Origin of the sequence: Massilia sp. YIM B02763 (genome assembly GCF_030412015.1) — a bacterium.
Lineage (GTDB): Bacteria > Pseudomonadota > Gammaproteobacteria > Burkholderiales > Burkholderiaceae_D > Telluria.
On record NZ_JASNRD010000001.1, the window covers coordinates 628,909 to 643,360 of the forward strand.

General features: G+C 69.7%; 8 protein-coding genes and 1 pseudogene. 7 read left to right on the forward strand and 2 right to left on the reverse strand.

Features of this window, described 5'->3' with window-relative positions; genetic code table 11:
* Nucleotides 1-2: 2 nt before the first annotated feature.
* A complete protein-coding gene (locus QPK32_RS02650) occupies nucleotides 3-1,163 on the reverse strand; it encodes a response regulator (protein ID WP_290411227.1) in 1,161 nt (386 codons plus the stop codon).
* Nucleotides 1,164-1,410: 247 nt separating this feature from the next.
* A pseudogene (locus tag QPK32_RS26505) lies at nucleotides 1,411-2,667 on the reverse strand (PAS domain S-box protein); the annotation flags it as partial.
* Between the two features lie 72 nt (nucleotides 2,668-2,739).
* Here QPK32_RS26505 and QPK32_RS02660 point away from each other — a divergent pair.
* The 7 genes from QPK32_RS02660 to QPK32_RS02690 all read left to right on the forward strand — a co-directional run bounded on the left by QPK32_RS02660 (nucleotide 2,740) and on the right by QPK32_RS02690 (nucleotide 14,383).
* Nucleotides 2,740-3,375 (forward strand): superoxide dismutase, encoded by a 636-nt coding sequence (locus tag QPK32_RS02660; RefSeq protein ID WP_290411228.1) that lies wholly within the window; start codon nucleotides 2,740-2,742, stop codon nucleotides 3,373-3,375.
* A gap of 204 nt (nucleotides 3,376-3,579) precedes the next feature.
* On the forward strand, nucleotides 3,580-5,067 hold the full coding sequence (locus tag QPK32_RS02665; RefSeq protein WP_290411229.1) for a pilus assembly protein TadG-related protein: 1,488 nt from the start codon (nucleotides 3,580-3,582) through the stop codon (nucleotides 5,065-5,067).
* Nucleotides 5,064-5,558 (forward strand): TadE/TadG family type IV pilus assembly protein, encoded by a 495-nt coding sequence (locus QPK32_RS02670; protein ID WP_290411230.1) that lies wholly within the window; start codon nucleotides 5,064-5,066, stop codon nucleotides 5,556-5,558. Before QPK32_RS02665 ends, QPK32_RS02670 begins: the two co-directional genes overlap by 4 nt.
* 1 nt (nucleotide 5,559) lies before the next feature.
* A complete protein-coding gene (locus QPK32_RS02675) occupies nucleotides 5,560-6,180 on the forward strand; it encodes a TadE family protein (protein WP_290411231.1) in 621 nt (206 codons plus the stop codon).
* A 151-nt stretch (nucleotides 6,181-6,331) separates the two neighbouring features.
* Nucleotides 6,332-9,367, forward strand: a complete 3,036-nt coding sequence (locus tag QPK32_RS02680) for a sensor histidine kinase (protein ID WP_290411232.1) — start codon at nucleotides 6,332-6,334, stop codon at nucleotides 9,365-9,367.
* Nucleotides 9,368-9,483: 116 nt separating this feature from the next.
* Entirely contained in the window at nucleotides 9,484-12,381 is a 2,898-nt protein-coding gene (locus tag QPK32_RS02685; RefSeq protein WP_290411233.1) for an insulinase family protein, read from the forward strand.
* Nucleotides 12,382-12,487: 106 nt separating this feature from the next.
* Complete coding sequence (locus QPK32_RS02690; protein WP_290411234.1) at nucleotides 12,488-14,383, forward strand: CocE/NonD family hydrolase; 1,896 nt, start codon at nucleotides 12,488-12,490, stop codon at nucleotides 14,381-14,383.
* Nucleotides 14,384-14,452: the final 69 nt, after the last annotated feature.

Consider the following 14,452-nt stretch of genomic DNA (forward strand, 5'->3'; position numbering starts at 1 on the left):
CCTCAGGCCGCCGTGCCCGGCGCCGGCGCCAGCCCGGCCAGGGCCACCCGCAGGCTGTCCAGCGTATAGGGCTTGGGCAGCATGGCCGCGCCGGCCACCTGCGGGGCCCCGCCGTAGCCGCTCGCCAGCATCACCTTGATGCCCGGGAGACGCGCCAGCGCGGCCCGCGCCAGGTCCTCGCCACCCATGCCCGGCAATTGCAGGTCGGTCAGCAGCAGGTCGACGTCGGATGCCAGCAGGGGCAACGCGTCTTCCGCGCTGGCCGCCATGGCGACCTCGTGGCCCAGGAAGGCGAGCATGTCGCGGGTGTTTTCGCGGATGTCGTCCTCGTCCTCGACCAGCACCACCTTCAGGCGCGGCATGGACGGGGCGGACGGTGCCGCTGCCGCTGCCGACGCCGGTGCGGGTGCCGCCTGCGCGATGCGCTTCTGCTGTTCGTTGGCCAGCACGTGGCGGATCTTGCGCGCCAGGTGCTCCTTCGTGTACGGCTTGCCGATCAGCTCCACGCCGCGGTCCAGGCGGCCGCCGTGCACGATCGCGTTTTCCGTGTAGCCCGAGGTGAACAGCACGGCCAGCTCGGGCAGGCGCTCCCTGGCCTTGCGCGCCAGTTCGGGGCTGCGCAGCGGTCCCGGCATGACGACGTCGGTGAACAGCAGGTCGACGTGCACGCCGCTGTCGATGACGGTCAGCGCGGCGCTCGCGTCGCCCGCCTTGAGCACGCGGTAACCGAGCTCGGTGAGCATCTCGACCACCGTCGCGCGCACCGCTTCGTCATCCTCGGCCACCAGGATCGTCTCGCTGCCGCCGACCACGGGCTGCGTGTCCAGCGCCACGTAGGCGTCCTCCGACGCGTCCGAACGGGGCAGGTAGAGCTTGATCGTGCTGCCCTCGCCCGGTTCGCTGTAGATCTTGATGTGGCCGCCCGACTGCTTGACCAGGCCGTACACCATCGACAGGCCCAGGCCCGTGCCCTTGCCCTCGGCCTTGGTGGAGAAGAACGGCTCGAAGGCGCGGTTCACCACCTCCGGCGGCATGCCGCTGCCGGTGTCGCTGACGGCGATCATCACGTACTGGCCGGGCGCCACGTCCGGATGGCCGGCGCAATAGGCGGCATCGAGCAGCGCATTGCCCACTTCGATGGTCAGCTTGCCGGCGCCGTCCATCGCGTCGCGCGCATTGATGGCCAGGTTGAGCAGGGCGTTCTCGAACTGGACGACGTCGATCGACGTGCCACCACAGGCCGCCCGACATCACGGTCTCGATCTCGATTTCCTCGCCCAGGCTGCGGCGCAGCATGTCCTCCATGCCCATGACGAGGCGGCTGACGCGGATCACCTTCGGCTCCAGCGGCTGCTTGCGCGCGAACGCCAGCAGCGAACTGGCGAGCTTGGCGCCGCGCTGCACGCTGGCCAGCGCGTTCTCGACGCGGCGGTGGCTTTCCGGCATGCCCGCCAGTTCCGGCGCCAGCAGCTGCAGGTTGCCGGAGATGACCTGCAGCAGGTTGTTGAAGTCGTGGGCGACGCCGCCCGTCAGCTTGCCGATGGTCTCCATCTTCTGCGCCTGCTGCAGCGCGGCCTCGGTGCGGCGCATGGTCTCGGCCTGCGCCAGGTCCGCGGTGATGTCGCGGCCGACGGCATGGATGAAGTCCGCGTCCGGCACCGCCGTCCAGGCCAGCGTGCAGTAGCTGCCATCCTTGCGGCGGTAGCGGTTCTCGAAGCGGTAGACGTGGCCGCCGCCGCTCAGCGTACCCACCTGCTGCAGCGTCGCCTGCAGGTCGTCCGGGTGCACGAGGTCGAGGAAGGAGGTGCCGACCACGTCCTGCTCGCGCCAGCCCAGCGTCGAGGTGAACGCCGGGTTCACCGCGGCCAGGCGGGCATCGAAGCCGGCGACCAGCATGATGTCCTTGGACAGGCGCCAGATGCGGTCGCGCTCCGCCGTGCGGGCCGACACCTGCTGCTCCAGCGTGGCGCTGAGCGCGCGGTACCTGGCCTCGCTCTCGCGCAGCGCCGTCTCGGCGCGCACCTTGGCCGTCGTCTCCACGACCACCGCGATCACGCCGGCGATGCCGCCTTCCTCGAACGCGGCCGGCGAGTAGTCGAGATTCATCCACACCTGCTCCGGCTTGCCGTTGCGGTGCAGCGTCAGTTCCTGGTCCGTGTAGCTGAGGATCCCGCCGCGCAGCACGACCTTCATCACGTTGTCGTTGAAGTCCGCCACCTCGGGCCAGCCCTCGCGCACCTTCGAGCCCAGCAGGCGCGGATGGCGTCCGCCGGCAAAGACCGAATAGGCGTCGTTGTAGATCATGTAGCCGTCCTCGCCCCACAGCGTCACGATCGGCACGGGCGAGCGCAGGACGAAGGAGACCAGCGTCTTCAGGCCGCCGGGCCAGCGTTCGATGGGGCCGAGCGCGGTGCCGTCCCAAGGAAATGCACGGATGAGCTCTGCGGTCTTCCCGCCGCGGTCGAGAAAGGTCAAGGCGTTGTCGGGCATGAAATGTGAAATGTAACGCAGAGGAATGCACATTTTACACGGATGCGCTTGCCTGATCCGCCGGGAAACAATGCGATACAAGGAAGCGCCGGGGGGGGGGCGCAAGCGAACGATGGGCCCGGCGGCCATTCGGTATAGTGGAACGCTGACACTTGATGTTTTCGACGCCAGCAACATATGCGCACTACAGGACCTTGCGTTACCGGCAAGGTCCCTTTTCCGAACCCATCCATTGAAGGGAGAACGAAGATGCCTTATGAATTGCCACCCTTGCCGTATGCCTACGATGCGCTCGAACCGCACTTCGATGCGCGCACGATGGAAATCCACCACACCAAGCACCACCAGACCTATGTCACCAACCTCAATAATGCCGTGGGCGAGGCCGGTGTCCAGGAAGAACCGGTGGAACAGCTGATCACCCGGATCGATACCCTGCCCCAGCAGATCCAGACCGCCGTGCGCAACAACGGCGGCGGCCATGCCAACCACGCGCTGTTCTGGACCGTGCTGTCGCCGTCCGGCGGCGCGCCGTCGGGCAAGCTGGCCGCGGCCATCGACAGCGAGCTGGGCGGCTTTGACAAGTTCAAGGAAAGTTTCACCAAGGCAGCACAAACCCGCTTCGGCAGCGGCTGGGCCTGGCTCACCGTGGGCAAGGACGGCAAGCTGCTCGTCGAGAGCAGCGCCAACCAGGACAATCCGCTGATGGGCGGATTCGCCGGCCTGTCGGGCGGCACCCCGATCCTCGGGCTGGACGTGTGGGAACACGCGTACTACCTGAATTACCAGAACCGCCGTCCCGACTACATCGCCGCATTCTTCAACATCATCAACTGGGACGAAGTGGCACGCCGCTACGAGGCCGCCACCCAGTCCACCCGCTGAAGCACGGCCAGTCCGGCCGGGCCAGGCCGGCCGGGGTCCCGGGGCGGCCTGGCGCGCCGCCCCGGCGCTCCTTTCGTTCCGCCATCCCCCTCCTGCGTCCGCGCTTGTGAGCCGTCAACGACGCGCCATGCCCCTTCACTACAATTTCTGTTGAGATTGTTCAACTGTCCTCGCTCATGTGTTGCTGATCAACGGAGGATGCCAGTGAAGGAAAGCGCGCCGCGGTTCGTCCGTCTTGGGCAGCGCGGCCGGCAGCGTGGCGCCATCGCCATCATGTCGGCCGCGCTGGTATTGCTCATCCTCGGCTTTTTTGCCCTTGCCATCGACCTGTCGCGCGTCTACAACCGCCGCGCGGAACTGCACACGGCCGCCGATGCCGCCGCGATCGCCGCGGCCGACAAGCTGAACGGGACGGCGGCCGGCGTCGCCGCCGCCCTGGCCGCGGCGCGCGGACTGATCGAGGATGGCGACAACGGCCCTAGGTATATGTATGTCAACAAGATGCGCTGGGACGATGCCGCCATCGCCTTCAGCACCTCGCGCGACGGCGCCGCCGGATGGCGCACGAGCACCCAGGCGTCGGCGGCGCCGGCCGGCCTGATGGTTGCCAAGGTCGACACGAGCGCGCTCGACGACAGTTACGGACTGGTACAGGCTTTCTTCGCGCCGCTGCTTTCCGCCGGGGCGATCCAGGTCGGCCACGTCGCCGTCGCCGGGCGCAGCCGGGTGAACGTCACCCCGTTCGCCGTCTGCGCGATGTCGACCGACCCGCACGCGAAACGGACGAATACGGGCGGGTCGACGTACGACGAACTGGTCGAATACGGCTTTCGGCGGGGCATCAGCTACAACCTGATGCGCCTCAATCCCAATGGCACGTCGCCGCTCAATTTCCAGGTCGACCCCGTCGCGCTGGCGGGCAACGGGAGTTCGTCGACGCACTTCAACGCCTGGCTCTACGAACCGTATATCTGCAGCGGCACGATGACGGTGCCGCGCGTGACGGGCGCTTCCGTCGGCGTGCAAAGCCCGTTTCCGATCGGGACCTATTACACCCACCTGAATTCCCGCTTCGATCCTTACACGGGGTCCTGCGACCTGAATGCCGCGCCGCCCGACACGAACGTCAAGCAATATCCGTACGCAAGCATCAGCTGGATGTCGCCGAAGCCGGCCAGCCAGAGCGCCACGTCGGACACGGCGGGAGACACGCGGCTGCAGACGATCGCCGACGCGGGTCCGCCGAACCATCCGGCCATCGCCAACTACGGGCCCTTGTGGAGCTTCGCGCGCGCCGTCCCGTGGTCGTCATACGAACAGCAGGGATCGCCGGAGCCCGCCGGCGGATACACGACCTTCTCCGCCAACACGACGGTCTGGCGCGCCTTGTACGGAACGGACGCGGGAGCCACCACCGGCACCGGATCCTATCCGTCCGCGACGCCCTACCTGGCGACCAGCGGCAGCACGTTCGTGCAGACGCCTGGCACCAGCCGCTCCCCGGGCAGCAAGTTCCGGCGCGTGCTGAACGTACCCCTGCTGGCCTGCCCCGTCACAGGTTCCGCCGCGACGGTGCTGGCCGTCGGCAAGTTCTTCATGACCGTGCCGGCCGACGCGACGTCGATTTACGCGGAATTCGGCGGCGTGGCGACAGAAGACGCGCTGGGCGGCCGGGTGGAGATCTTCCAATGAGCCCGGCCTGGCGCAAGCGGGCCCCGCGCGCGCGCGGCAGCGTCGCCGTCGAGCTGGCGCTCCTCCTGCTCATGTTCGCGACGATGCTGTACGCGCTGCTGTTCTTCGGCTGGATCTTCTGGCACTACACGGTCGCGACCAAGGCGGCGCACGACGCCGCCCGCTTCCTGGCGGCCGCCACACCCAGGGAAATCCAGGGGTCCGCCGGCGGCGCCGAAGTCCCGATCGTGGCGGTGGCGCGGCGCATCGCGGCGCTGGAGGTGGGCGAGCTGAGCCCCGGCGGCGGCGTCTCGACCGGCATCTTCTGCTACGTCGGCGACAGCGGCGGCTACTGGAACGGCTGCTTCGGCTTCGACCGGCCGAAGAAGGTGATGGTGCGGGTCACCGTCTACATGCGCGATCCTTTTTTCGACATGATGATCGTGAAGTTCACGAACAGCACGCCGGTCGACCTGCGCACCGCCGCGGTCATGGAATATGCAGGAGGCTGACATGGACAACGCCCCTTTCCCGCCCCGCCGGGCAGCGCGCAAGGGCATCGCGGCCGTCGAATTCGCGCTGGTCGCCGGAATCTTCTTCACCGTGGTGTTCGGCATCGTCGAACTGGCCCGCATCATGTACATGTACAACACGCTCGCCGACGTCACCCGAAGCGCCGCGCACGCCGCGGCGAACATCGACTGGCGCAATACCGCCGAGCTGGAACGCGCCAAGCAAAGGGCCGTGCTGCGCGACACGCCGGGCATGCTGCCGTTCGGCGCGCCCATCACCGAGCAGTACGTCCGCATCGACTACATGGCCCTGCGCCAGCAGGGCAGCACGCTCGTGCTGGAAGCCATTCCGGCCGGGCAGATGCCCACCTGCCCCGGCCGCAACCGCCACAACTGCCTGCGCAATCCCTACGGCGGGTCGGCGTCCGCCGCCGATACATGCGTGCGCCTGGTGCGGGCGCGCATCTGCGCGCCCGGCAGCGCCGACTGCGACCACGCGAACTACCAGACGATGATCCCGCTGCCCAAGCTGATGCCGCTGAACGTGGCCTTGCCCGTCTCGACGACCATCGCGAATGCCGAATCGCTCGGCTACCGCCCGGGCGACCCGGTCTGTCCCTGACGCCGCCCGGCGTCGATGCCGCGCAGTCCTCCAGGCGCCTTGAGCATCGGCTAGCACCGATCGCCATGACCGCGCAACTACTCATATCTGAGGAGTCATTGACATAGGATAATTGTCTATCATGGCATAAAACCACGATTACCCTCACGGAATGCGCAGTCCGACCCGCTCTTCGCTGTTCATCGTCGTGCTCGCGCTCTGTATCCTGGGTGCGTCCACGGCATTTTCCACCGCCGGCGCCATGAGCGTCCCGCCGCGTTACGCACCCGATATCGACCTGGTGCACGGCAGCTGGACCGCCAGAGAAGGGGCGCCGACCGGCATCACGGGCATCGCCCAGACACCCGACGGCTGGATCTGGATCGGCAGCGCGTCGGGGCTGTACCGCTTCGACGGCGTGCGCTTCCTGCGCGCGACCGGGGACCAGGCGCCGCTGTCGTCGAATATCTCCGCCATCGGCATGCTCGAGGGCGGCACCATGTGGGTCGGCTACAAGTACGGCGGGGTCAGCCTGATGCAGGACGGACGGATGCGCCATTTCCGCCTCGACGATCCCGACACGCCGGCCGGCACCATCTTCTGCGCCACCCGCGACGGGTCGGGCCGCCTGTGGCTGGCGACCGCCCAGGGGCTGGTGTACTTCGACGGCCGCTGGCGGCGTCCGGATCCAGCGCTCGGCGCACCGACGGAACGCATCTACTCGCTGTTGTTCGACCGCCGCGGCGTGCTCTGGGCCCGCGGCGATACGGCCATATTCATGCTGCCCAAGGGCGGTGCCAGGTTCGTACAGGAGAGCGCGCTGAACGCCCAAGGCGTGCTCGCCCAGCATCCGGACGGCAGCGTCTGGACCACGAACCTCGAGACGCGCGGCCTGCGCATGCTGGCGCCGCCCGCGAAACGGCCGGCCCCGGCCTTCGACATCGCCACCAAGGTCGGCGTGTTCATGTTCGACCGCAAGGGCGACGCGTGGATGGACACCTTGCAGGGCGTCGTGCGGGTCCGCCATGCGGCGGATGGCAAACCCGTCGTCGAACGGCTGGGCGACCATGCCGCCAATGTCTTCCTCGAAGACCGCGAAGGCAATGTCTGGGTCGGCACGGAGGATGGACTGGACCGCTACAAGCCGGCGCGCGTCAATGCGGTACCGCTGCCGGTATATGCCGCCGGCAACGCCAGGCCCGTCGCCGGCGGGCCCGGCGGCAGCGCGTGGACCGACCGGGTGTCGCTGGCCGCATCCGGCGGGCCATTCCAGCCCTTCCTGCCGGCCCCCGGCACGCTCGGCGTGGTCACCGCCCTGCATCGGGCGCGGGACGACACGGTCTGGGTCGGCCGCAGCGACGGCCGGATCGGCGTGCTGAAGAACGGCAGCCTGGAAACGATCCCCGCACCGGTGCCGTCGAGTCCTCCCGTCCCCCGCTTCGTCTATGCCTTCGCCCAGGACCGCGACGGCGCGATGTGGGTCAGCATGGGACGCAGGGGCTTGTACGCATGGCGCGCCGGCCAGTGGTCGGCCGGCGGGGGCGTGCCCGAACTGGCCTCGTTCGCGGCGACGACGCTGGCGGCCGACGCGCGCGGCCGGGTCTGGCTCGGCTCCGTGAACGACCAGCTTGCCGTGCTCGAGGGCGGACGCGTGCGCCGCTACGGCCACGCCGACGGGCTGGCCATCGGCACCGTGGTGCAGATCGTGCCCGGCGGCGCCGGCGCCTGGGTCGGCGGCGAGAACGGACTCGCGCACTTCGACGGCAAGCGTTTCGTCGCCGTCGCCGGCGCGCGCGGCGAGCCGTTCGCCGGCATCACGGGCATGGTATTCGATGCGCACGGCACGCTGTGGCTCAACGGCGGCAACGGCATCTCCGGCATCGCGCCGGCGGAGCTGCAGCGCGCGCGCGCCACGCCGGGCTACCCGGTCCGCTTCCGCCGCCTCGACTACCGCGACGGCGTGGCCGGCACCACCAGTCCCATCATCCCGGTGCCGTCGGCGGCGCGCAGCGACGACGGCACGCTGTGGTTTTCGACCACCCGCGGCGTGTATGCCTTCGACCCGGCCCGCCTGCCGCGCAACGTCCTGGTGCCTCCCGTCGCCATCCTGGGCCTGAAGTCCGGCAACACCGTCCATGCGCCGGCAGACAGCGCCCGCCTGCCGGCCGGCACCGAGACGCTGGAGATCGACTTCACCGCCCTGTCCTACCAGGAGCCGGAACGGATGGAATTCCGCTACCGGCTGGACGGGGTCGACGCCGACTGGCGCGACAGCGAGGGCCGCCGCACGGCGTCGTACACGAACCTGGCGCCGGGCCGCTACCGCTTCCGGGTGATCGCCTCGAACAACGACGGCGTCTGGAACACGGACGGCGCCTCGATGACCTTCGATATCGCGCCGCGGACCACGCAGACGGTCTGGTTCCGCGCCGCCTGCGCCGCCGCCGTTGCCGGCCTGCTGGCGGGCCTGTATGCCTGGCGCACGCGCCGGCTCGCGCGGCGCTACGGCGAGCGGCTGCGCGAACGGCTGGCCGAGCGCGAGCGGATCGCGCGGACGCTGCACGACACGCTGTTGCAGAGCATGCAGGCCCTGATCCTGCGCTTCCACGGCGTGGCCAAGCGCCTGCCCGCGGGCAGCGAGGCGCAGCACGGCATCGAGGAGATCCTGGACCAGGCCGACGCGGTCATGGCCGAGGGCCGCAACGAGCTCATGAACCTGCGCAGCCGCCGCGGCGACGACAACGACATCGGCCGCGCCCTCGCCCGCTTCGGCCAGTCGCTGCAGGAGCAATTCGGTCCGCCGTTCACGCTGGTCGCGACCGGCACCGCGCGCGCCATCGAGGCCGGCGCGCGCGACGAGATCTACTGGATCGGCCGCGAAGCGCTGTTCAACGCCTACCAGCATGCGCGCGCCGGCCACGTGGAGGCGGAGATCGTCTACGGCGACGAGCGCTTCGGCCTGTTCGTCAGGGACGACGGCGCCGGCATGCCGGACGACGTCGGTCCCGACGGCAGCAAGGACGGCCACTGGGGCGTGGCCGGCATGCGCGAACGCGCGCTCGCGCTGGGCGGCTCGCTCGAGATCTGGAGCCGCGCGCGGCTGGGTACCGAGCTCGCCCTGCAGCTGCCGGCGCAGCGCGTCTATGCCTCCCCGCGCCGCGCCGGTCCCGGGCGGCGCCTGCGCGCGTGGCTGGGCCGGATGCGCTAGGTGGCGCGTTGCGCCCGCGAGGACGCTTGCCCGGGGCGAATCCGCTCGGTGGCGCGCAGCCCGGGGCGCCCTCGTCTATGATGTGGCATGGCTTTTGAATTCCACGACGAGCGACCATGAGCACATTCGACCTTCTCCGCACCCATTCCATCCCCTCGCTGCAGGCGACGCTGGAAGAATACATCGCCCCCGCCACCGGCGCGCGCCACGTGCACCTGGCGACCGCGCAGCCCGACCTGGCCTTCCTGGTCGCCTTCCCGACGATTCCGCCCACGTCCGACGGCCGCGCCCACATCCTCGAACACCTGGCGCTGAGCGGCTCCGAGCGCTACCCGGTGCGCGACCCGTTCTTCTCGATGCTGCGCCGCTCCACGGCGACGTTCATGAACGCCATGACCTATGCCGACCGCACCGTCTACCCGTTCGCCAGCACCGACCGCAAGGACTTCGACAACCTGCTCGACGTGTACCTGGACGCCACCTTCTTCCCGCGCCTGGACTACCTGAACTTCCTGCAGGAAGGCTGGCGCCACGTGCTGGACGACGGCAAGCTGGCCTACCAGGGCGTCGTGTTCAACGAAATGAAGGGCGCGTTCGCCGATCCGTCGCGCGCGCTGTACCACGGCGTCGTCGCCAACCTGCTGGCCGGCACCACGTACGCTTCCGTATCCGGCGGCGACCCGCTCGCGATCCCCGACCTGACGCACGCGGCGCTGAAGGAATTCCACGCCACCCACTACCACCCGTCGCAGGCGCTGTTCATGACGGCCGGCCCGATCCCCGCGCGCGAGATCCAGCAGCGCATCGCCGAGCGCGTGCTGGTGCGCCTGCCCGGCACGGCGCCGCTGATGACGCCGCAGCTGGCCGCCGTCGACGCGCCGCGCACGACGGTCGTCACGGTGCCCGGCCAGGCCGGCCGCGAGGACGGCCACGGCATCCAGCTCGCCTGGATCCTGGGCGAATCGGCCGACAGCGCCGCGCTGCACCGCGCCAACCTGCTGCAGGCCGGCCTGCTGGGCAATGCCTCGGCGCCCCTGCGCAAGGCGATGGAGACGGCCGGCTACGGCCGCCCCTCGCGCATCAACGGCATGGACCCGAACCCGCGCCAGCTGCTGTTCCACCTGGGGATGGAGGGATTGACGCCGGACCAGGTGGCGCCGGCCCGCACGCGCATCTGGGACGCGCTCGAACAGGCTGCCGCGACGGGCGTGCCGCAGGACGTGCTGGACGCGACGCTGCGCGATATCAAGTACGAGCAGCGCGACACCTCGAGCGGCAGGATGCCGAACGTCCTGGCGCGCATGCTGCGCGCCGTGCCGGTGGCCATGCGCGGCGGCGACGTGCACGATACCTTCGACAGCGAACGCGTGCTGGACGGCCTGGAACGCCAGGTCGCCGATCCCGCCTTCTTCACCGGCATGGTGCGCGCGCTGCTGGATGCGCCGGCGCGCCTGGAAGCGACGATCGCCCCCGATCCCGACTATTTCGGCAAGCGCGGCGCGGCCGAGACGGCGCGCCTGGCCGGCGACACGGCACGCCTGACCGATGCCGACCGCGCCCGCATCGACGCCGACAATGCCGCCCTGCTGGCCCTGCAGGGCCAGCCGACCGACACGGCGGTGCTGCCGCGCATCTTGCCGGGCGACGTCGACGCGCAGCCGCTGCCGCTGCCCGCCGTGGAACCGGGCGCCGCCAACCGCTTCACGTTCCCGATCGCCTCCAACGGCATCTCGTATGCGCGCATCGAATACGACGTGTCCGCGCTGCCGGAAAGCGACTGGCCGTGGCTGCAGCTGTACGCCGACATGCGCCGCGGCCTGGGCCTGGACGGCATGGACTATGCCGAAGCGGACGCCTGGCGCCAGCGCGCCGTGCCCGTGTTCTCGCTGCAGCTGCTGCCGGCGCTGGTCGACGGCAGGCTGCGCCTGACGCTGCGCTTCCATGCCGATGGCCTGCGCGAGGAACACGCGCGCATCGCCGAGGTGCTGGCCGCCTTCATCGGCAAGCCCCGCTTCGACGAGGTCGACCGCATCGCCTTCCTGGCCGCCCAGTCCGCGCAGCAGCGTTTGAACAACCTGGCGCAGGCCGGCGACCAGTACGCGGCCGTCGCGGCCGGGGCGCCGCATTCGCCGCTGCGCGCGTTCGAGCACGCCACCGCCGGCATCCGGAGCCTGCCGTTCCGCGCGGGCCTGCAGCGCCTCGCGGCCACGACGGCAGGCGCGGCGCAGGTCGGCGCCCAGCTGGCGCGCATCCATGCGCTGGTGCTGGCCTGCCCGGCCGCCGTCGTGTGCGCCGGCAGCGACGGCGATGCGGCGGCCCTGGCCGGCCTGATCCAGGTACCCGCGGCCGCCGCGCCGGACGCGGCGGCGGCCGCGGCGCCCGACCTCGGCAAGGGCCCCGCCGTGCTCGCGCAACCCGGCAACCTGGCCTTGCACGCGCCCGGCCAGGCCAACCACTGCCACATTGCCTGGCCCGCGCCGAACGTGCGCCACGAGGATGCGCCCGCGCTGGCCGTGGCCGCCGAGCTGCTGACGCACCGCTTCCTGCACCGCGCGATCCGCGAACAGGGCGGCGCCTACGGCGGCGGCGCGTCGTACGCGTCCGGCGCCGGCCTGTTCACGATGAAGTCCTACCGCGACCCGCGCTTGAAAGCCACCTATGCGGACTTCGCGGCGGCGCTGGACGCCTTCGTGGAGGCCGACTTCACGACCGAGCAACTGGAAGAAGCGATCATCTCCGTCATCAAGAACCTGGACCGCCCCGGCTCCCCGTTCGATGCGGCGATGACGGCGCTGGACCTGTACCGGCGCGGCATCGGCCCCGCCGACCGGGCACGCTTCCGTGCCGGCGTGCTGGGCTGCACGGCCGCGCACGCGCAGGAAGCCGTGCAGCGCTGGCTGCGCGGCCAACCGGGCACGCGCGCGGCCTTCGTCGCGAACGCGGCCCAGGACCTGGACGGCCTGACGCTGGTGGAACTGCCGGCGCTGTTCCAGGAAGCGCAGCCGCCCGCATAATCCGCAATACTGTTTGCATATTTGTTACAATTTTCGCGAGGCATGATCCAGCCGGGTCCTGCCTCGCGATCCCGTTTGTTTCCCCCATTTGCCAGCAGGAGCGTCCTTGAAGAAGATCATCGCCAGCCTCGTCGCGGCCACACTCACCCTGTCCTGCCTCGCGCCGAGCGCCGTCGCGCAGGATTACGCCAAATACAGCCCCGAGGCGATGGACAAGGAGCTGGCGAAGATCGCCACGTCCCGACTCGGCGTCCTGGTGCCCATGCGCGACAACGTCGGCCTGTCGACCGACATCTACATGCCCAAGGGCGCCAAGGGCCCGCTGCCCACCATCCTGTGGAAGACGCCGTACAACGAGCACAAGCTCAAGGGCGGCACCTACCGCTACGTGCTCGAATCCGTCAAGCGCGGCTATGCCTTCATCGTCCAGAACGAACGGGGCCGCTATTTCTCGCAGGGCAAGTGGGAAATCCTGGGCAACCCGCAGACGGACGGCTACGACACGCTGACCTGGATCGCCGGGCAGCCCTGGTCGAACGGCAAGGTCGGCACGCTGGGCTGCTCGTCCTCGGCCGAATGGCAGCTGGCGCTGGCCGGCATGAACCACCCGGCGCACGCGGCGATGGTGCCGATGTCGGCCGGCGCCGGCATCGGCAAGGTCGGCCGCTTCCAGGAACAGGGCAACTGGTACACGGGCGGCGTGCCGCGCAACCTGTTCTTCGTGTGGCTGTACGGCGTCGACAATCCGCTGCGCGCGGAATTGCCCGCGTCGCTCACGGACGAAAAGCTGCGCGCCCGCATCGAAGCCTACAACGACCTCGATCCGAGCAAGCCCAAGGTCGACTGGAACAAGCAGATCAAGCACCTGCCCGTCGACCAGATGCTGACATCGATGGGCGAGCCGCCGGCCACCTTCGAGGACTTCATCCACCGCACGCCGGCCGATCCGGCCTGGCGCAAGGGCGGCCTGTACCACGAGGACATGGGCTGGGGCGTGCCCGCCCTGTGGTTCAACACCTGGTACGACGTGTCGATCGGCCCGAACCTGGAACTGTTCAACGTGGCGCGCGCCGCCAACACGGACAAGGAAGCGAGCGCCAACCAGTACGCCGTGGTGGCCCCGGTGCCGCACTGCGCCTTCGCGCGCCTCGGTCCCGATACCGTGGTCGGCGAACGCGACATGGGCGACACCAGCTTCGACGTCGACGGCGCCATCTACGGCTGGTTCGACCGCTGGCTCAAGGGCGACGCCAAGGCCTTCCCCGCCAAGACGCCGCGCGTCCAGTACTACATGATGGGCGAGAACCGCTGGAAGAGCGCGGCCCAGTGGCCGCCGCAGAATGCCAAGCCGATGCGCCTGTACCTGCGCTCGGGCGGCAAGGCGAACTCGCTGTACGGCGACGGCCGCCTGCTGCCCGAGGCGGCGCCCGCCGGCGAGGCCGTGGACCGCTACCGCTACGACCCGATGAACCCGGTGCAGACGATCGGCGGCGGCGACTGCTGCAACGGCGGCGTCGTCGTCCCGGGCGCCTTCGACCAGCGCCCCATCGAGGCGCGCAGCGACGTCCTCGTCTACACCACCGACCCGCTCGACAAGCCGGTCGACGTGGCCGGCTTCGTCGACGCCGTGCTGAAGGTCTCGTCCAGCGCCAGGGACACGGACTTCGCCGTGAAACTGGTCGACGTCGCACCGGACGGCACCGCCTGGATCATCGGCGACACGATCTTCCGCGCCCGCTACCGCGACGGCTACGACAAGCCGGCCCCGATGCAGCCCGGCCAGGTCTACACGATCCGCCCGACCCCGATCACGACGGCGACCCGCTTCGGCGCCGGCCACCGCATCCGCGTGGAGGTGACCTCGTCGAACTTCCCGAAATTCGTGCGCAACCTGAACACGGGCGGGCCGAACGAGAGCGAAAAGGACGGCATCGTCGCCGACAATGCGATCCACCACGCGGGCGAGGCGCAGAGCTATATCGAATTGCCGGTGCTGCGCTGACGTCATGCTCCTGACATGAAGACGGCGTATCGTTGCGCCGTCTCTTCCGTAGTTCCACGCGAATCTACG